The organism is Plesiomonas sp. ISS29 (genome assembly GCF_056522795.1).
Genome location: NZ_JAWRZQ010000001.1, coordinates 2,077,885 through 2,096,503, shown reverse-complemented (window position 1 = coordinate 2,096,503; position 18,619 = coordinate 2,077,885). Strand labels below are relative to the sequence as shown.

Sequence of the window (18,619 nt, the reverse complement as noted above, 5' to 3'; positions counted from 1 at the left end):
GGAGCACACGATGAGCGTTCTTGATTCCTTTGTATTCCTGCTTGAAGCCGACAATAAGAACGCATTAAAAGGAATTAATGATACTGGGCATGCGCTTGATGATGTTAAGAAGGGTGCTAATCAGGCAAATGAATCACTGCTTGGTGTATTTACTGGCGTAGCAGAGAAAGCTGGGCTGACCGTTGGCAGTTTAAAAGATGTCGCTATTGGCGCGTTAGGCATTGCAGGTGCAGGGCTTTCCCTAAACTCAGTGCTGACTCGCACAACAGAGTTACTCGACAGAGTAAAAGACGCTGAAACTGTCGGTGTTGATATTGGCCAGTATGATGCGATGCAACGTTCGTTTCGGGCAATGGGCGTTGAAACGGATGCTTTTCGTGACTCAATGATTGACCTGAACGAAGCCATGGGTGAGGCAGAATCAGATGCTAAATCAGGCAAGGCAGAAACATTTAAAGCGTTCGGTGTTAGCCTGAAAGATGCTCAGGGAAAGATGAAAACTGCAGATCAGGCATTGCTAGAGCTTGCCGGATCAATGGAAAAGATGGATAAACAGCAAGCCACATTTCGTATTAAAGAGCTTGGCATCACCGATAATGCGGTGATTGCTGCAATGATGAAGGGGCAGAAAGCACTCGAGCGGCAGATTGAATTACAAAAAGCACTGGGCGTGCTCAACGAAAAAGACGCAGAGCAGCTCAAGATGTTTAAGCAATCTCAAGATGAACTCTCTGCCATTTTTTCCCGTTTTGCTGATGTACTTGCAATTGGCGCAGTTCCTGCGCTTCAGCTAATTATTGACGTGACCAAAGATGTTATTGCATGGGGTCGTGAACACAAGGCGTTTCTGCTTGGCTTTTTTGGTGCATTAGCAGGGGCTGCCATCCCTATGCTAATCACTGCGCTTAATGGATTAGGAAAGGCTGCTTGGAAAGCAATGACCCCATTTTTGCCTTTTATCGCCATTGCTGCGGTTCTTGGCTTAGTGGTAGACGACCTCTTTGCTTATTTTAGTGGTGGTGAGTCTGTTATTGGTGATTTAGCGCAGCGTTTCCCCGCGCTGGGTACGGCATTGGAAGGAATAAAAGAGCTGGCGTTAAATCTTTGGGGGGCATTGAAAGTTCTGTTTTCAAATCCTTCAGCATTTCTTGATGCACTTGTTGCAGACGTTCAACGCTGCTGGGATTCTATTGCAAGCGGGGTAAATGAAGCCACTGATGCGCTGCTGGCCACGTTAGCAGGCGTTTGGAATAAGTTATCTACTGATGCCAAAAAAACATTCAGTGATTTACTGGCGTGGGTGAAGGGCCTGTTTGCACAGTTGGGTGATTACATTTCTGATTCGGTTTCAGGCGCGGCCAATGCTGCTTATGACAAGCTACCCGATTTTATTAAAAAGAGTGTTTCCATGGTTACCGGTTCGGATGATGGCATTTTCAAAGAAACTAGCCCATTACAGCCTGTTGCTGTGACTGCCAATGCTGCGAATGTAGCATTAGCTGGCGCAATCTCTGCTCCATCAATCCCTAACAATCCGTCGGCAATTTCTAACACCAGACAAACCAGCGTTCAAAATACGCAAAAAATTGAACGCGTTGAGATTAACGTAGGCTCTGGTGATCCGCAGCAAATACGCACAGCAGTGAGTGATGGCATGAACGACAGCGTTCAGCAGATGGCTAATCAGTATGATGATGCAAGGAGTCACTAATGTCCTCTTTTACGCAAATGATGAGCTTGATGTCAGGTGCTCAGTCGGCGATCAGTTTACTTGGTTCAAGCCTTGCTGTTGATGTTGTTCGTATTACAGATGAGCTAGGAAATCAGATGTTTGCCTCTGCACGCGCAATGCGTGCTGCGGTAGATCGTTCATCAGAACTTTGCGAGCACCCACTAGAAACAGGGAATACAATTGCTGATTTCAAGGTGATAAAACCTAACGTTGCGCAATTGGCCGTGTTTATTCCCAGTGATGCTTATGGGTCTGCATACAAAGAGATTGAGCAGGCGTACATCAACAGCACATCAATGATTGTTCAAACAAGAGCATCAACCTTTGCCAACATGGTTATTACTGATATGCCACACGATGAGTCACCCGATTTGGGTGATATTGTGGCCATATCCATCACGCTAAAAGAGGTGTTCTGGTTTACTTCATCTGTTGAAACCATGCCTGCAAAAGAAGTGGCGGCCAATAAAAAAACGGGTGCGAAATCTGATGCAAGCACGGTGAAGCAGGGGCAAAAGGCTGCATCAGAAGCTACGCCAGCAACGCAAGATAAATATAAGTCATTGAGCAGTCAGATGGTTGATAAGGTGCTAGGATGAAAGAAATTCCACTTAAGCAATTCCCCCGTCAATCTCTTTCTGTTGTGCTAGATAATTCACTGTACGAACTTTCATTAAAAGAGTGCAACGGCATTATGGCGGTTACCGTAATACGGGATGGGGAAACCATCGTTAATAACCGCCGTGCTTGTGCAGGCGTGCCAATTATACCTTCGAGCTACCTGAGCGATGGAAATTTCTTTATTTTAACCAGCAATGATAGCTTGCCTTATTACACGCAGTTTGAACATTCCAATACATTTGTTTTTTTGACAAATGAGGAGATAAATAATGTTTGATGATCGGCTGATTAATATTGGTATTGAAGTTAACGGGGAAATGCATTTTTATAGCGGTGCTGCAAGTGTTGTGAAAATAACCAAGTCATCAGACAGTAAACAAAATTCTTGTACTATCAGTATTGATAATTTGCTACTTGAAACGATTGATTACCTTGTCACTGAAACATCACCTTGGAACCCATCACAAAAACCAAAGCTAATTACAGTGATGGCGGGCAGATTATCTACAGGGGTAGAGTGTATTTATGTTGGCGATGTGATTATGGCTGAACCTAGCATGCCCCCAGAACGGCGTTTAACAATGAAGGCGCTGACCCAAAATGGCGCTAAGTACAAATGGACATCACGTTCTTCACCAAAAACCACGCAATTATCAGAGCTGTGCCGGAATGTGGCCGCTGACTATTCGCTTAATTTGCGTTTTGAGGCCAAAGACAAGACCATCGCTAATTATGTGTATAACGGCACAACAGCCCAGCAAATTAAAAAGCTAGAGCAGGTTGGTGATGTTGACTGCTTTATTGATGATGAATTTTTTATTGTGAAAGATTTAGGGAAGGGCATGCGTGGTGAGGTTCGCCTTATTTCGAAAGATACCGGCATGATTGGTACACCCACCCTTGACGACAAAGGCATTAAAGTTCGTGTGCTGTTTGACCCAACAATTAGGCTTGGTCAACAAATAGAAATTCAGTCAGAAGTGAATAAAGCGGCGAACGGTCAGTACGTGATTTACAGTTGGTCAGCAAATCTGGCTACGCACGATACGCCATGGTATCTCGATCTGGCCTGCAACAACGACAATATCAAATCCATTGCCGAGAAACGTGAGGCAACGAGGAAGGCCAATGACAAATCCAGCGATACCCAGTCGTAAACCCGGTCAAGGTGATGACCTAACCGGAACAATGGATCTGGTGCTTCGTAAATTTCTTCTTGATGTTGATGACATGCTACCCGCGCGGATCGTGTCTTATGACCGCTCGAAGAACCGAGCGCAGATAGAAATACTGTACAGAATAACCATGACTGATGGCTCTATGCATCCACTTATAGCGCCGGCAGAAGTTCCCGCGCTCACGATGGGCGGCGGTGGTATGTGCATGAGCTTTCCTCTAAAGCCTGGCGATCTCGGGTGGATAAAGGCCAGTGACCGAGATATGTCACTTTTTCTTCAGTCATACGAAGCCGAGCCGGGCAATACAGCTCGGCTTCATTGTTTTGAAGATGGGGTGTTTATCCCTGATGTGATGAAAGATTTTGTAGTAACAGATGGCGATGCTGCCACGCTACAAACTCTGGATGGAAAGACTTCTGTTGCAGTGAAGCCCGGAAGCATCGTGTTAACAGTAGGGTCTACGATTATGTCTATCACTGATTCCGGCATTGAATCCAATAAGCCGATTAAAGCTCCGCAATTCACGGATGGCTCATTAAATCTTGTCGGTCATAATCATGCGAATCCGGAGGGTGGGGATGTTGGCCCTGCAAAAAATTAATGAAAACTTTTGCGACGAATGAGAATAGCGATATTTATCTGGGGAATGACGGTAATTTAGCAATAGCCACTGATCTTCAAGCAATACTCCAGACCTGCGAACATGTTTCGCAGACAATTCTTGGCGAGCTACCTTACGCGTTGTCTCGCGGCATTCCGTTTTTTGATGTTGCTTTGGGTACAACACCAGATGTTGGCCTTTATGACATGTACTTACGAAAAGTATTATTGACAGTTTCTGGCGTGACGAGCATAGGCAATCTTAATATTTGGATGGACGGCGATGTTATGACATATATCGCTGAAGTAAAGACAATTTACGGCGCGGGGAATGTGAGTGGCAAATTATAAATACCTGTCTCCACAGGGCGTTATTGTCCCTGACACATCGCAGATCCTCACCGACACAGAAAACGAATGGAAATCCACATTCGGTGATGATCTAATTACTTTACCAGATACGCCGCAAGGCGCATTAATCGCAAGCGATACAGCAGTCAGAGCGGAAGTTGTTGCTAATAACGCGGCAATTGCAAACCAGATTAATCCTTATTATTCGGGTGGTTTATTTTTAGACGACATCTGGGCATTGACTGGAGGGAAACGACGCAAAGCAACCTATACCCTTGTTGATAGCGTAATTCTAACGGGTGTTCCCAACGTAATTATTCCATCGGGATCACGACGGGAGTCAAACGGAAATTTATTTGAGCTATTGTCTACCGTCACGCTCGACTCCTCTGGGAAGGGCGTTGGAATTTTTCAAGCAATTGAGTCAGGGCCGATCCCATGCCCGCCACATTCGTTAATATCACCAGTGGCGGGTTATACCGCAGTGGGATGGGAGACATCAGATAACCCCGTCACGGGAGTGCTTGGCACTGAAGGGCAGTCAGATTTATCTGCTAAAAAAGAGAGAGTGCAAACGCTGGCGCTGCAAGGGCGATCTGTTGCTGAAGCCGTATTTTCCAACGTTCGCGCAGTGAATGGCGTAAAGTCTTTGTCATTTCGAGAGAACTATGAAGGTTCAACTAAAACGATTGACGGTATCACGCTTGTTAAACACTCCGTATGGGCATGCGTAGATGGAGGGGAAGACAATGATATTGCTGCAGCACTATATCGATCCAAAACAGGGGGCGCGAGTTGGAATGGTGCGATTAATGTAACAGTTATTGACCCGTGGTCTAACCAGATTAGCCTCGTTAAGTTTGACAGACCGACAGCAAAACCGGTGATGGCAAAGTTTTTAGTAGCATCAAGAGGGGCTGGCGTTGGTGATCCAGTCTCTGTTATTAAAAATGCAATAGTTAACTATGCTGAAGGCTTATCAGAAAACGGTGAAGAAGGGTTTGTTCTGGGGGCAGACGTTTCACCCTTTGAACTCTCAGCTGCAGCAAATGCGGCATCACCACAAATATTTATTAAAAGTGTCGAAGTATCACTTAAATTAGTAACGCCAGCGTGGTCAAAAGATGACATTGTTATTGGGCTTAATGAGAAAGCGACAATACAGATTGATGATATTCTTGTGGTGACAACATGAATGTTCAATCATTTGATTTCAGTATTGATTTATTGAAAGTTGTTAAATGGGAATATGACCAAGCACCAAACCTGAAAAGCATCCTTAATTTAAAGCAAGATTGGTACACGAATAATCATTCACAATTTTGGATCGATTGGGAGCGTGATGTTTTTAATCTGTTTACTGCAAATGATTTCGGGTTAAATGTTTGGGCTATAATCCTTAACCTTCCACTCTACACAGAACAATCTGCAAGCCCCAAAAACTACCCTGCATTCGGTTTTGCAAATTTTGGATTTAATTTTAAATCAAGCAATTTTGCCACGGATACTGACACTGTAAATCGACTTTCAGTTGAGCAAAAGCGGCAGCTATTGCGAATGCGGTGGTGGCAAATCACATCAGATGCTTCGATGCCGAGCATTAATCATGCGCTGTATGATGTGTTCGGTTCTGATGTCTACGCGCTTGATGGGCATGACATGACTATTACTGTTGTTTATCAGATTGTGCTACCTAATATCATGATGCGACTGCTTAAAGATTTTGACCTTATCCCAAGGCCTTCAGGCGTGAAATTTACTCATCTTGTTAAGCCACGCGACTCTTTTGGGTTTTCTAAGTACAACCTTAATTTTGACCAATATAATTCACAATTTGGGAGCTGATAATGAGTTTCATAAAAGTGCCATTCGCCGCTACAGGCGATAAAACACCAGTGCCTGAGACCGATGCTAGTGGTGGCGTTAATATGACGCAGGGGTACACGCAAGCTTATGCACTTGATCCGGCATCAGACCCATCAGCAAAGCGTATAGAACGTGAGAAAATGAACGCACTGTTTAATATGATTACAGTTGCGATCAAAGAAATTCAAACTTCTGGTATTGCTAGTTGGTCTGAGGATGGTAAACCCTATCCGATTTGTTCATTGGTGTACTACGGTAAAAAGGTATGGCAATCAAAATTAGAAGATAATGATGAAGAACCCGGCAAAGGTAGCGATTGGATAGAATTAAAAGCGGATACAAACTCCGTTGATACGTTGTACCCAGTTGGGATTGTTACGTGGTTTGCTCAGAAAAAAGATCCAAACGTGCTTTTCCCTGGCACTACATGGCAATATATTGGGGATAACCGCACAATTCGCTTGGCCTCAGCTAACGGTAGCGATGTGCTGACAACGGGTGGTTCGGATAGTTCCACGCTGACAATAGGGAATATACCCGCGCACAGCCACTCATTTTCAGCTAATACCGGCACCTTTGATTACGGTTCTAAAACAACAAGCTCATTTGACTATGGCACTAAAACTACAAATACAACGGGATCACATACACACAGCGTCCCCTACAGTTCAGCGAATCAGGCCTGGTCTGGTGGCGGTGGGGCATATTTTGGTAACGGGGGAGGGAGCACTCCTGCCGCTGGTGAGCATGCACATACATTGAGTATCGGTGCCCACACACATACGGTAGCTGTTGGCGCTCATTCGCACACTGTTTCTGGTATAACATCAAGTAGTGGTTCAGGTTCTGCATTCTCTGTAACTAACTCATTTGTTAAGCTCATGGGGTGGTATAGAGTGTCATAATAATCAAATTTAACTGTTTATTACCTTACTTTTTATTTCAGATATATAGGTGCAATTACTAGGAATGTTTGATACTACTAATGACATTGCACCTATTTTTACATTATCACCAATAACTATTTCACCACCTAAAATAGTCGAGCCACATCCCATGGTGACGTTATGACCAATTAATAGGTTGTAAGGATGTTTTCGGTATCCAATAGTTATGTTTTGATGGCATGTGAAATTATCACCAATTACAGCGTACTTAGATATGACTATTGATGAATAGTGTCGTATTTGTAAACCAACACCTATTTTTGCACCTAACTCGATTTCTGTGTTGTATTTTGCAATAAGTTTGGATTGTAATTTTTTTGCGGTATGTTTATATGTTCTATTGCCAGAATCATACATAGCATTTGCTAGCCTCCACCAAAAAAGAAACTTTATGCGATCTCCTTTAATTAAATATGAAATAATTCTTATCCAAGAAAATGGCTTATTATTTAAAAACTCCACAATCCAAAATTCTTTTAGTTTTTCACCATTAAAAAAAATATAAAAAATCATAGCAATACTGCTCATTGTGGTGATACCTCTAATTAGTTGAATCTGATGTACAATGGAACTTTTGAAGTTCTCTTAGGGCCAATGTTAACGTTTTACGGCATTTTTACTAACAATTTGCGAGTCTCTTCAGCTCTTGCGCTACCGCATGCACATCATGAATTCCCTGCGCCGCTTCTACCACGAAGTCAGCAAAACCCTCCGACGGAATTATTGGTGCACCATTCATATCCAGGAATACCATCGCTGATGCAACAGATGTTCTTTTGTTTGCATCATTGAAGCCATGTCCTCTGGCTATTGAAAGCAATAGAGATGCTGCCAGCACAAACAAATCACCTTCCCCTTGGTATGCATGAAGGTTTTCAACTCTGGCCACCATCCCTTCGATAAGGCCTATATCTCTGTACCCAGCTAGGCCACCATAAGCTGCTAACTGGTAATCGTGAATGGCTATAACCTGCTCAACAGATAAGAAAAAAATCATTTATCCGCAAGTTCCTTGAACAGTAGCTGATTCGCTGGTTTTTCCATCACCCGTGCAAGAGATGCGTCAAATTTAGCTTGCTGCAATTCAGCAAATTGTTCTGCTGTAATAACCACCATATCAGGTGCGGAGCGGCGAGTGATCGTCACAGGCTGATTGATGGCGATATCTAGTACGCTAGAGAATTTTTGACGAACATCGGAAAAGGTTAGCGTGATCATCAGGAGCTCCTTAAACTGCCTCAAACTAACATCGACTCAATTGTACAACTAAGTCGACAACAACACCAGCTCAAGCCAATATGAGATCCCCAAAAGCCCACTATTTTCAAAAATAAATTGTAAGTTGCTAATAGGGAATTTTACGAAACTTTCGTAAAATCTTCTGGCAAGTCCGGTGGGCATTCAACCGAGGTTATTGGTATGTCTATTAAGCAGGCCATCCGAATTGCAGTCAGCGAAACAAGAAGCCTTGTCCAATGCGGGCGGGTAGTTAGCCGCATCTGCTCGCTAAGCGTAGAATTCATTCCCCAAAATGAAAGCTAACTATATGTAATCACTGGTGTTTAAATTAGGTGTTTCCTGCCGCTTTTTGGCGTAATTTTTACATTAAAATTATTTAAATTCATGGTGTTAACGTAGGTTTGCGAGTGTACTGCTGCGTCATATGGGCTGGTTCGAAGCCGCCGATCTTGTCGTGAAAGGCATGGAAGGCGCTATTGCCGCGAAAACGGTCACTTATGATTTTGAGCGTCTGATGGATGATGCTAAGTTATTGAAGTGCAGTGAGTTTGCCAAGGCGATGTGCGAGCACATGTAATTGTGATTTGTCACTTTTACGTTTAGTACGTTTAAATATAGAGGGGAGCTTTAGCTTCCCTTTTTTATTGATGAGCAATGAAATTTCCAGAATTATTTGCAAAGCATCACGCCAAAAAATGTACCACTTTCCTGATTTTGTTCCGTTATTTTAAGTCATTAATCTTTTAATTCACCCGATGTTCTCTGCTAGAATCCACCTTTACCGCCCACAATGAGCAATGGGCAGAGCAATAATCGCAGAGAATGATGTAATGAACGAACAACCTAACAATCCGCTACATGGTTTAAGCTTAGAGAAAATTTTGACCCGATTGCTCGAGCACTACGGTTGGGATGACTTATATGACCAAATCAATATCAACTGTTTTGCAAATGATCCTTCGATAAAATCATCGCTAAAGTTCTTGCGTAAAACACAGTGGGCACGCGACAAAGTCGAGTCTTTGTATCTCCGTACATTTGCCTGAGGGAAGGGCAGCGTATAGGTATTGTTTGAGATGCGGGGGGGGGATTCAGTTATTACACTGTTTTCAATACCCCGTGAAATTTACCATGACATATTATTTTAGTTTAGTTTTTCCAAATATGAGTAATCAGTTGGGGAATTTGCCAATCATTTTGGTATCTCTACTCATGAACTATTTATAGTTATGATCTTTTTCAGGCTATCTTCTAATAAGCAATTTTAAATTGAAATTGCTATAGTTCTTATGTTATTAACACGTGTTGGTGTGTACTATACAGTTCAATTGCTTTTCTGGGTTTTGTTGAACACTGTTTTAACAATCTGTGCTAAATCATATTTATCCATTTGCACCTCCCGTCTTTGCGTATTAGCATATAAGAGGTCATTACTTTATATCTCGCTATTTTTGGTCTCAAATGCGCCTATTGCCCTCTATGCATTTCCGATATCACAGTTATATTCGTGATATTTCGATTATCTTTCTTATCTTATTACCGCTGACATTAAGTAACGCAATTGCTATATTTTCAGCACATACGTTAAATTATATCGATTTTCCTGATCTTGCTCATGCGGTTTTTCGCCTTTCAGACCTGCTCATTGGTATCTATCCTATTTCGTTATGTGTGATAACTACCTATTATTTGTCACACAAAAACAGCACGAATAGCGTAATAGCCATTATTTATGCGCTGGTGATGTTGTATATTATCTCAATAAACAATAATGGCTTATCTGACTATTTACACTTACCTAATAATCCGCTTACGGCACTGTTCTCTGCATTTATCACTACTAGCTATTGCAGCCGTTTTCAATTACGACCATTAGACCCTTCACAGGTTGATTTTTCTCGTGATCTATTCCGACAAGTCGGACATTTTTTTATATTTAGCCTTCTTGCGCTAGGCCTATCATTAGCAAGTATGCACCTGCTCAGGGAAGTGGAGGTTTATCGCCAGCAAATGCAACTTAACCCATTGAGTGTAAAGGGGGGGCTAGTGTACCAGTTTATCCTCGGGGCTCTTGGTTCTGTGGGGATTAACGGGCATAATTTTCTGTTTTCAGCTAAACAGGCTTTATTTGCGACGACACAGGCTAACTTGGTGGCATGGCAAGCAGGTGATGCATCACTAAATATCTTAAGCCAGGGGTTCTATGATGTCTTTTTGTCGATGGGTGGTTCGGGTAACTCACTGAGTTTACTGTTGTGTATTTTTCTTTTTTCAAAAGATAGGCGCCATCTCACGCTAGCTGTAGCGGCGTTGCCTCTGTGCATGTTTAATATCAATGAATTAATTTTATTTGGCCTGCCAGTCATTTTTAACCCATTATTGATCATTCCTTTTATTACAGTACCATTACTTAGTTTTGGTATTGCTTATATCGCTATGAGTAGTGGTTTGGTTAGCCCAGTAACAACCATTGTTGACTGGATGACGCCTCCACTATTAAGCGGTTATTTAGCAACAAATAACAGTTTGCAAGGTTTTTTATTACAGCTGTTGATCCTGATGATCGGGGTGTTGGTATACCGGCCATTTTATCTGCGCTATGCAGGTCGCAGTAAGCAAATTAATCAGCACATTAGCCGTAAACAAGAGGTTGAGCAAATTACCTTCGGGCACTTTATTGAGGATATTAAAAATGCAGCTGATGACAGTGTACGTAAAGCACAGGCTCAGCAACGGGTTAACCGTTTACTGAGTGAAGGCCAGTTTGTTATGTACTATCAGCCTCAGCAGTATCGCGATAACCAAAATAAATGCTCATTTGAGTCATTAGTGCGTTATCGTGATCCTGCTGGACACTTACATGCACCGACTTTTATTGCTGATTTTCAGCTATTAGGTGTTATGCCGCAACTAGACAAAATTGTATTAGAGCGTGTACTTTCTGATATGCAAAAAATGGATTTTTTGGCTGGGGATCGAATCGCGATTAATATTTCGGCTGCATCTATATCGCAGTCTGATTTTGTCTCTCATCTTACGAATCGCTTAATTCACTATAGTATTTCACCACAGAGTATTGAGGTTGAAATAACCGAAGAAGCGATTTTGGGCGATATTGCTCAGGTGGGAGATAATATGTCAGCGTTGCAGGTGTTGGGTATACATGTGGCTATGGATGATTTTGGTTCTGGTTATGCCTCGTTCCCACATTTGTTTAAATACCACTTTGATAAAGTGAAGCTTGATCGCTCTTTACTGATTGATGCAAAACACCCACGTGGGCAGCAGTTGTACCGATTACTGGCACAAATTGGTAATGTTGCAAAGTGCGATGTTGTTGCAGAAGGGGTAGAGACTCAGGAAGAGCAGGCTTTTGTTGAGGCTTGTGGTATTGATATTGTGCAGGGTTTTGGTATCTCAGTACCGTTACCTCTCAAAGAGGTGTTGGTACGTTTAGCTCGGCGCTGTAATCAACGTTAATTATTATTTATTCAATATTTCTTATCTATGACCTGTGTAATTTTGTATGATTCACAGGTCATATTTTTGTACTTTACATAATCTATGTTAATTTATCTATAGTACCTTTAAATCTACCTGCCTCATCTTCACGTAATTCCTTATTGTTTTCACATAATTTTAGCATTGCTTCTAGGTCTTGTATTTCTTTATTAATACAATCAATGTTTTGTTTTATTGTAGTGGTATCAGGATTGTTTTCCTGTTTAATTCTTTTGTATGTATTATAATGAAATAACTGTATTTCATTTTTTTCCTTTAATTCTTTGATCTCATTTTTGAGACAAATAGCTATCTGTATTTCTAATAGATAATCTGAATACACTCCTGGATTATCTGTTTTTGGATTTTCAACCACTTGGTCAACGTCAATAACATACAATCTTCCCGAAGAGTCTTTTTTGAAATTTCCTGGCGATGAAATATCATAGCAGGTAAACCCTTTGCTATTTAATAATGCCTTGATCTCTTTTATCCCATTTTTTTCTTCGTAAAAATCATGGCCATCAATGTATTTTGATATAAGAACTTCTTCATTATTACCAATTAAATGTGAAAAAGCAAAACCATCACCATTGATTTTATTTAAATATTTTGCTGCTCGTTTAGGATGTGCGGTTTGTGCTATAGTATAATCAGTGATTTCACCATGTTTATTTATAGGAACTTTAACCACAAATCCATCATAAGGAGAAAGGAAACGATATGCAGTCCCATAACTACCTGCGCCGACAGTTAAGCGCTCACTTTTGTTGATGATTTCATCAATTGATTTAAATTTTGATAAATATTCGATGAATTCATTAATATTTTTTTGTGTTGTGTGTGTTGTTTGTGTTGTTTTTTCTGTAGTTTGGACTTTTACGAAACCAGTTGTTTTTGAGTTATTAGTATCTTCTGGTATTTGATTAGTCTGTGAATGATTGTCTGAAGTCGAGGGAGTGATCGTGTTTACACCTACTTCATGTGTGGTCTTTTTTGTCTTGAATGTATTATCTATTAATAGTGTAGGTACTAGTAATAGTGTAGGTACTAGTAGTACAGGTGGGTTATTGAATTCTGTTTTTGAAATGAAATTCTTTAGCACTGAATCTAACAGAGTGTGATGATTATAGTTTTCTTTGATGCTATATGTGTTTTCACTTTGATTGTAATTGAATGTGCCATCATCTAAAAGTATTTTATTACGATCATTGTCTTTTATCATGAAACTTGACACTTCATTATCATTGAATGAAAATCTAATGATTACATAGCCATCTTGATCTTTTTTACTATCAATTTTAAATGAGTAGTTTTTTATTTGAGATTTTTCAGTCATATCAATGGTGTTTATACAGCATAAAAATGTATATAACCCTTGATTCTCTTTGACGTCTAATGTGTTGGTTTTTGATGCTACCTGATGGTGTAAGTTTTGCCTTTTTAAAAGAAAGGTATCGAACAGTTTATTTAGTTCGTTTTGTTGTTGTTGTTTGGTTTTCCTTCCAAGTAAGCGTCTAAAAAAATCAATAATCTGGTCAAGTGTCGAAAGTTTTATATCCGGCTTTTCACCTAGAATGAGTGATTCAACATGTTTGATATCCACGTTTATTGAGTTTGTACTTCTAAAATAATGCACGGGGACTGGCAGTGTTGTTATGTTCGTCATAGGTATCCTTATGTTTTTTTATTTTTTAATACTATAAATCCCAACGTTAAACACGCTAGATTACTTATAATATCAAGTGTGTTCAGTCAAAATCACATAAGTGTTATCCCTGATAACATAATAGTATTGTTAACGATTTAAAAACTAAATGTTGTGTACGTGCATATCAATACACTCGGTGCAGTAATGCTTGCTGTGAATACAAAAAAAGCAGCCTTATTTCTAAGGCCGCTTTTAAGTTATGTTAATGTATATTAAGCAATATCATTTATATGATGTAATGCTTATTTATGTTTACCCATTACTGCATCGGGTGAAATTCCCAGCGCCGTTGCGATACCCATGCCGTAGGCAGGATCAGCACGGAAGCAGTTACAGATATGGCGCAGTTTAATTTGCTCTTCTACACCGAACATAGCACGTGCGGTATTTTCAAACAGACGAATTTGCTCATCATGCGGCATGAGGCGGAACAAATCACCCGCTTGTGCAAAAGGGTCATCGCCAATACTGTGATCATAATGTGCAGCATCGCCATTAATTGCTAATGGTGGCTCGGCAAAGTCAGGTTGTTCTTCCCACTTTTTATAGCTATTTGGTTGATAACCCAAGGTGCGACCGTTATTGCCATCGACACGCATTGCACCATCACGGTGGAATGAGTTGACAGGGCAGCGTGGCGCATTGACCGGAATTTGGCTGTGGTTAACACCAAGGCGGTAACGGTGCGCATCACCATAAGAGAACAGGCGACCTTGCAGCATTTTATCCGGTGAGAAACCAACACCGGGTACAATGGTGGTGGGTGCAAAAGCGGCTTGTTCTACATCAGCAAAATAGTTATCTGGGTTACGGTTTAACTCCATAACACCCACTTCAATTAATGGATAATCTTTATGTGACCATACTTTTGTTAAATCGAAAGGATTAACTTTGTATGTTTCAGCATCTTTCTCTTCCATAATTTGAACGGCTAATGTCCAGCGCGGGAAATCACCGCGATCAATACTTTCAAGTAAATCACGCTGATGGCTTTCACGATCATTGGCAACAATAGCGGCTGCTTCTTCATCAGTCAGGTTTTTAATGCCTTGCTGGGTAATAAAATGAAATTTCACCCAAAAACGCTGGCTGTCTTTATTAATAAAGCTGTAAGTGTGACTACCAAAGCCGTGCATATGGCGATATGAGAAAGGAATACCGCGATCACTCATGGTGATAGTGACTTGGTGCAGCGCTTCGGGCAGATTGGTCCAGAAATCCCAGTTATTATTGGCTGAACGCATGTTGGTATAAGGGTCACGCTTTACGGCATGGTTCAAATCAGGAAACTTTAGCGGATCTTTTAAGAAAAAGACCGGAGTATTGTTACCAACCAGATCCCAGTTGCCTTGTTCGGTATAAAATTTAACCGCAAAACCACGAATATCACGCTCAGCATCAGCTGCGCCGCGCTCACCGGCTACGGTTGAAAAGCGGGAAAAAATTTCAGTTTTTTTACCCACTTCAGAAAAGAGCGCTGCTTTTGTGTATTTGGTGATGTCATGTGTGACAGTGAAATGACCAAATGCACCTGAGCCTTTAGCATGCATGCGACGCTCAGGGATCACTTCGCGATCAAAATGAGCCAATTTTTCGAGAAACCAGGCATCTTGCAGCAGCATTGGGCCACGCGGGCCGGCGGTGAGTACATGTTGATTATTCGGTACAGGTGCACCGAAAGCTGTAGTTAATTTTTTATCAGACATTTTGTATTCCTTGTCTTTGCTGTACTGTGTATTTCAAGTATAGATGAGTTAATTGCGAACTAAATAGTTTGATTATTCTATTATTCCAATAGGTGTAACTTATTGTAATTCGCAGAAAACAGATTCCTTGTCTCATACATTAATTGTATCAAACTTAGACTTAATGTGTCATTTGGTTTCATGTGCTATTTGTTTTTATAGAAGCATAAAATTAATGCGCATATGGAATGTGACTGTATAGTTAATTATTTTTCATTTGCAGGTAATTAAGGGTAAGTAGATGTAATAAAAGCAAGCCATAATTAAATGACTTACTTTTATTATTGTGTGATATTTTAACTGATAGCAAATTATTTGGCTGGATCAGAGATCAGTTCAGTGGGTAATGCATCATCAGTTTTGTTTTTCATTATTCTGCGGCGCTGTAATTGAATAATAAAAGCAAAAAGGATAAGAGCAGGGATCCACATTATCTCTTTTGGTATCCGCACGGTTGGGGTGCGAACCTGTAATAGAGTCTGATCAAACTCAATACCGGCAGCGGCGGCGGGGCTGCCAAATGTCACGGTATCAATACGCGTGGCATTATCTTCCTGATAAGTGCTAATCCCTAGCTTTTCCAACCGCTCTTCACCTGATACCCCATCGGGTACGGTGAGTAATACAGTAAACTGGCGGGGTTTCCCTACGGCATCTTCCCCCTGAAGCTCTAAACGCAGTGTGCTGTTTTCATCTATTGAACCCAGCGTTTGGCTTAATTCTGCAGGCGGTGTAGTTTGATAGGGATTAGAGACTCTATCTAACCAAAAATCAGGCCTGAACAAGGTAAATGCCACCAGCAAAAGTAGTACGGTTTCATACCAGCGGCTGCGGGTTAGGAAGTAGCCCTGTGTGGCTGCAGCAAAAATCAGCATGGCCACGGTGGCGACAATGAATATCAGTACACCATGTGCAAAATCAACGTTGATCAGCAATAGGTCAGTATTGAAGATAAATAAAAACGGCAGGGCAGCCGTGCGTAAACTGTAATAAAACGCAGTAATACCGGTTTTTATCGGGTCACCTTTTGATACGGCTGCGGCGGCAAATGAGGCCAACCCAACCGGAGGGGTGACATCAGCCATAATCCCAAAATAGAATACAAACAGGTGAACGGCAATTAGCGGAACAATCAAACCGTTTTGCTGCCCTAATGCGACGACAACCGGAGCAAGCAGGCTTGATACCACAATGTAATTTGCGGTGGTTGGCAGCCCCATACCTAAAATAAGACTAAGCACTGCCGTTAGCATCAGCATTAACAGCAGATTGCCCATAGAGAGTAGCTCGACCAAATCGGCCAATACCAGACCAACACCGGTTTGTGATACTGCGCCAACAATAATACCGGCTGTAGCGGTTGCAATACCGATTCCGATCATATTGCGTGCGCCGGCAATTAACCCTTCGCGCAGATCAATCACACCATCAATAAAACGACCATAACAGTGGCGTTTATCACGGCGAAGCATGTTCAGTAACGGGCGCTGTGTGAGCAAAATAATCATCAGTATGATGCTGCCCCAGAACGCTGATAAGCCTGGCGACAAACGCTCAATCATCAAACACCATACCAGTACCACAACCGGCAATAAAAAGTGCAGACCGGAAAGCAGTACCGCACGGGTTTTTGGCAGTTGGTCGAGCGGTTTATCCGGATCTTCAGCCGCCAGAGGTTCATTACTGGCCGCTATTTTCAGTAATCCAATATAGGTTACTGCAAGCAGCGCACCAATACCGACGAGTGCGTAATCCCCCAAAAGCGGTTTTAACCAACTTAACCCGTAATAGACTAACAGCGAAAGGCCGCTGATAAGTGCCGCCCCAAACGAAAACCCAGTTAACCGATATAACCATGGGCGGGGCGCTGAGTGCTGCGCCAGTGGTTGCATGTTTAATTTAAGCGCTTCTAAATGTACGATATACAGCAATGCAATGTATGAAATTGCTGCTGGCAAGAAGGCGTGCTTAATAATATCAACATAGGGAATGCCGACATATTCCACCATTAAAAATGCAGCAGCCCCCATAACAGGCGGCATAATTTGCCCGTTGACCGATGAAGCGACTTCTACCGCACCGGCTTTTTCTGCGCTAAAACCGACACGCTTCATCATCGGAATGGTAAATGTGCCGGTGGTTACCACATTGGCTATAGATGATCCTGAAATCAGCCCTGTCAGCCCCGAGGCAACAACGGCGGCTTTTGCCGGACCACCACGTAAATGCCCAAGCATGCTAAATGCTAGTTGAATGAAATAGTGCCCAGCGCCCGCACGCTCTAACAATGCACCAAACAGCACAAACAAGAAGACAAAACTGGTGGATACCCCCAGAGCAATACCAAATACGCCCTCGGTTGTAATCCATTGATGGTTGGCCAGAGCCGTTAAACTTACGCCGCGGTGAGCCAATAACCCTGGCATCCACGGCCCTGCAAGGCTGTAGGCTAAAAATGTTAATGCAATGGCCGGCAGTGCGATACCTAATGCTCGTCGCGCAGCTTCTAACAGCAGAGGAATGCCGATACAGGCTGTAATAAAGTCAGCGGTTGCCAGATTTCCTGGTCTGAGCGCCAGTTGTTTGTACATCACAAATAGATAGGCGGCTGTCGCCGCGGCGACTAGCCCTAGCGCGATATCAATCGCCGGGACATATTTTCTGGGTGAGCGGCGAAATGCGGGAAAGACCAGATAGGCAAGTAGCAGCGCAAAGGCTAAATGTATAGCGCGTGTTTCAGTATCATTTAATACCGCAACACCAAAAATAAAGGGAAGTGGAGACGCTATCCACAGCTGAAACAGAGACCATATCAGCGCTAACCCGGCAATTGTCCATGCCATCGCGCCGGTCGGCAAACGGGCACCGACATCTTCCGCAATAAGTTCTTCAGTAGAGAGTGATTGTGGTTGCATAAGATAACTCAACGGATACAACTAAACAGACTGACTTAATAAGCTGATGTTTATTAAGCGCGGCATACCTGCACGCAGCAATGCAATAGCAATAGCAATAGTGCAATTATTGTGTACAGGTAAAAGTAAAAACCCGATGAGCCATATTGATTTAAAATAATCGTCTAAACAGACATCGGGTTAAACGCATACCCACCCATAAATAGACACCGG

Annotated in this window: 17 protein-coding genes and 1 pseudogene; 12 read left to right on the top strand and 6 right to left on the bottom strand. The window is 42.1% G+C overall.

Annotated elements, in window-relative coordinates:
- Positions 1-10 precede the first annotated feature (10 nt).
- Genes AC1HDJ_RS09395 through AC1HDJ_RS09355 form a run of 9 tightly spaced genes read left to right on the top strand, consistent with a single transcriptional unit; the run spans position 11 to position 7,253 of the window.
- Positions 11-1,711, top strand: coding sequence for a phage tail tape measure protein (locus tag AC1HDJ_RS09395; protein WP_479535347.1), 1,701 nt, complete (start codon positions 11-13; stop codon positions 1,709-1,711).
- Positions 1,711-2,331: a phage baseplate protein gene (locus AC1HDJ_RS09390; RefSeq protein WP_479535345.1), complete on the top strand. Its 621-nt coding sequence runs from the start codon at positions 1,711-1,713 to the stop codon at positions 2,329-2,331. Before AC1HDJ_RS09395 ends, AC1HDJ_RS09390 begins: the two co-directional genes overlap by 1 nt.
- Entirely contained in the window at positions 2,328-2,630 is a 303-nt protein-coding gene (locus AC1HDJ_RS09385; protein WP_479535343.1) for a phage baseplate plug family protein, read from the top strand. Before AC1HDJ_RS09390 ends, AC1HDJ_RS09385 begins: the two co-directional genes overlap by 4 nt.
- Entirely contained in the window at positions 2,623-3,510 is an 888-nt protein-coding gene (locus AC1HDJ_RS09380) for a baseplate hub protein (RefSeq protein ID WP_479535341.1), read from the top strand. The genes AC1HDJ_RS09385 and AC1HDJ_RS09380 overlap by 8 nt, the downstream gene beginning before the upstream one ends.
- Positions 3,482-4,132, top strand: coding sequence for a Gp138 family membrane-puncturing spike protein (locus tag AC1HDJ_RS09375; protein WP_479535338.1), 651 nt, complete (start codon positions 3,482-3,484; stop codon positions 4,130-4,132). Before AC1HDJ_RS09380 ends, AC1HDJ_RS09375 begins: the two co-directional genes overlap by 29 nt.
- Complete coding sequence (locus tag AC1HDJ_RS09370) at positions 4,132-4,482, top strand: contractile injection system sheath initiator (RefSeq protein ID WP_479535335.1); 351 nt, start codon at positions 4,132-4,134, stop codon at positions 4,480-4,482. Before AC1HDJ_RS09375 ends, AC1HDJ_RS09370 begins: the two co-directional genes overlap by 1 nt.
- Positions 4,469-5,677, top strand: coding sequence for a baseplate J/gp47 family protein (locus tag AC1HDJ_RS09365; protein ID WP_479535333.1), 1,209 nt, complete (start codon positions 4,469-4,471; stop codon positions 5,675-5,677). The genes AC1HDJ_RS09370 and AC1HDJ_RS09365 overlap by 14 nt, the downstream gene beginning before the upstream one ends.
- Positions 5,674-6,327, top strand: a complete 654-nt coding sequence (locus AC1HDJ_RS09360) for a baseplate wedge 1 family protein (RefSeq protein ID WP_479535331.1) — start codon at positions 5,674-5,676, stop codon at positions 6,325-6,327. Before AC1HDJ_RS09365 ends, AC1HDJ_RS09360 begins: the two co-directional genes overlap by 4 nt.
- A complete protein-coding gene (locus AC1HDJ_RS09355; protein ID WP_479537072.1) occupies positions 6,327-7,253 on the top strand; it encodes a phage baseplate protein in 927 nt (308 codons plus the stop codon). The genes AC1HDJ_RS09360 and AC1HDJ_RS09355 overlap by 1 nt, the downstream gene beginning before the upstream one ends.
- Before the next feature lie 9 nt (positions 7,254-7,262).
- On the opposite strand, the gene AC1HDJ_RS09350 is transcribed toward AC1HDJ_RS09355, so the two are convergent.
- The 3 genes from AC1HDJ_RS09350 to AC1HDJ_RS09340 all read right to left on the bottom strand — a co-directional run bounded on the left by AC1HDJ_RS09350 (position 7,263) and on the right by AC1HDJ_RS09340 (position 8,513).
- On the bottom strand, positions 7,263-7,823 hold the full coding sequence (locus AC1HDJ_RS09350; RefSeq protein WP_479535329.1) for a serine O-acetyltransferase: 561 nt from the start codon (positions 7,821-7,823) through the stop codon (positions 7,263-7,265).
- A 91-nt stretch (positions 7,824-7,914) separates the two neighbouring features.
- A complete protein-coding gene (locus tag AC1HDJ_RS09345) occupies positions 7,915-8,292 on the bottom strand; it encodes a type II toxin-antitoxin system death-on-curing family toxin (protein ID WP_479535327.1) in 378 nt (125 codons plus the stop codon).
- Positions 8,289-8,513: a type II toxin-antitoxin system Phd/YefM family antitoxin gene (locus AC1HDJ_RS09340; RefSeq protein WP_479535325.1), complete on the bottom strand. Its 225-nt coding sequence runs from the start codon at positions 8,511-8,513 to the stop codon at positions 8,289-8,291. The genes AC1HDJ_RS09345 and AC1HDJ_RS09340 overlap by 4 nt, the downstream gene beginning before the upstream one ends.
- Positions 8,514-8,937: 424 nt before the next feature.
- Between AC1HDJ_RS09340 and AC1HDJ_RS09335 the strand changes: the two are divergent.
- From AC1HDJ_RS09335 to AC1HDJ_RS09325, 3 genes and pseudogenes are all read left to right on the top strand, one after another.
- Positions 8,938-9,111: pseudogene (locus AC1HDJ_RS09335) on the top strand (NADP-dependent isocitrate dehydrogenase); the annotation flags it as partial.
- Between the two features lie 253 nt (positions 9,112-9,364).
- On the top strand, positions 9,365-9,580 hold the full coding sequence (locus tag AC1HDJ_RS09330; protein WP_479535323.1) for a VF530 family protein: 216 nt from the start codon (positions 9,365-9,367) through the stop codon (positions 9,578-9,580).
- Between the two features lie 415 nt (positions 9,581-9,995).
- Positions 9,996-12,014 (top strand): EAL domain-containing protein, encoded by a 2,019-nt coding sequence (locus tag AC1HDJ_RS09325; protein ID WP_479535321.1) that lies wholly within the window; start codon positions 9,996-9,998, stop codon positions 12,012-12,014.
- A gap of 82 nt (positions 12,015-12,096) precedes the next feature.
- Here AC1HDJ_RS09325 and AC1HDJ_RS09320 read toward each other — a convergent pair whose 3' ends face one another.
- From AC1HDJ_RS09320 to AC1HDJ_RS09310, 3 genes are all read right to left on the bottom strand, one after another.
- Positions 12,097-13,704, bottom strand: a complete 1,608-nt coding sequence (locus AC1HDJ_RS09320; RefSeq protein ID WP_479535319.1) for a hypothetical protein — start codon at positions 13,702-13,704, stop codon at positions 12,097-12,099.
- 284 nt (positions 13,705-13,988) lie between these two features.
- Positions 13,989-15,452: a catalase gene (locus AC1HDJ_RS09315; protein ID WP_479535317.1), complete on the bottom strand. Its 1,464-nt coding sequence runs from the start codon at positions 15,450-15,452 to the stop codon at positions 13,989-13,991.
- 350 nt (positions 15,453-15,802) lie between these two features.
- Positions 15,803-18,406 carry a TRAP transporter permease gene (locus AC1HDJ_RS09310; RefSeq protein WP_479535315.1) on the bottom strand — a complete coding sequence of 868 codons (2,604 nt, stop codon included), beginning with the start codon at positions 18,404-18,406 and terminating at the stop codon, positions 15,803-15,805.
- Between the last annotated feature and the right edge of the window lie 213 nt (positions 18,407-18,619).

What these genes read in the sequence shown, in the direction of transcription:
- AC1HDJ_RS09395 (WP_479535347.1), top strand. Translation starts at nt 11, where the DNA reads ATGAGCGTTCTTGATTCCTTTGTATTCCTGCTTGAAGCCGACAATAAG.
- AC1HDJ_RS09390 (WP_479535345.1), top strand. Translation starts at nt 1,711, where the DNA reads ATGTCCTCTTTTACGCAAATGATGAGCTTGATGTCAGGTGCTCAGTCG.
- AC1HDJ_RS09385 (WP_479535343.1), top strand. Translation starts at nt 2,328, where the DNA reads ATGAAAGAAATTCCACTTAAGCAATTCCCCCGTCAATCTCTTTCTGTT.
- AC1HDJ_RS09380 (WP_479535341.1), top strand. Translation starts at nt 2,623, where the DNA reads ATGTTTGATGATCGGCTGATTAATATTGGTATTGAAGTTAACGGGGAA.
- AC1HDJ_RS09375 (WP_479535338.1), top strand. Translation starts at nt 3,482, where the DNA reads ATGACAAATCCAGCGATACCCAGTCGTAAACCCGGTCAAGGTGATGAC.
- AC1HDJ_RS09370 (WP_479535335.1), top strand. Translation starts at nt 4,132, where the DNA reads ATGAAAACTTTTGCGACGAATGAGAATAGCGATATTTATCTGGGGAAT.
- AC1HDJ_RS09360 (WP_479535331.1), top strand. Translation starts at nt 5,674, where the DNA reads ATGAATGTTCAATCATTTGATTTCAGTATTGATTTATTGAAAGTTGTT.
- AC1HDJ_RS09350 (WP_479535329.1), bottom strand. Translation starts at nt 7,823, where the DNA reads ATGAGCAGTATTGCTATGATTTTTTATATTTTTTTTAATGGTGAAAAA.
- AC1HDJ_RS09345 (WP_479535327.1), bottom strand. Translation starts at nt 8,292, where the DNA reads ATGATTTTTTTCTTATCTGTTGAGCAGGTTATAGCCATTCACGATTAC.
- AC1HDJ_RS09340 (WP_479535325.1), bottom strand. Translation starts at nt 8,513, where the DNA reads ATGATCACGCTAACCTTTTCCGATGTTCGTCAAAAATTCTCTAGCGTA.
- AC1HDJ_RS09330 (WP_479535323.1), top strand. Translation starts at nt 9,365, where the DNA reads ATGAACGAACAACCTAACAATCCGCTACATGGTTTAAGCTTAGAGAAA.
- AC1HDJ_RS09325 (WP_479535321.1), top strand. Translation starts at nt 9,996, where the DNA reads ATGCGCCTATTGCCCTCTATGCATTTCCGATATCACAGTTATATTCGT.
- AC1HDJ_RS09320 (WP_479535319.1), bottom strand. Translation starts at nt 13,704, where the DNA reads ATGACGAACATAACAACACTGCCAGTCCCCGTGCATTATTTTAGAAGT.
- AC1HDJ_RS09315 (WP_479535317.1), bottom strand. Translation starts at nt 15,452, where the DNA reads ATGTCTGATAAAAAATTAACTACAGCTTTCGGTGCACCTGTACCGAAT.
- AC1HDJ_RS09310 (WP_479535315.1), bottom strand. Translation starts at nt 18,406, where the DNA reads ATGCAACCACAATCACTCTCTACTGAAGAACTTATTGCGGAAGATGTC.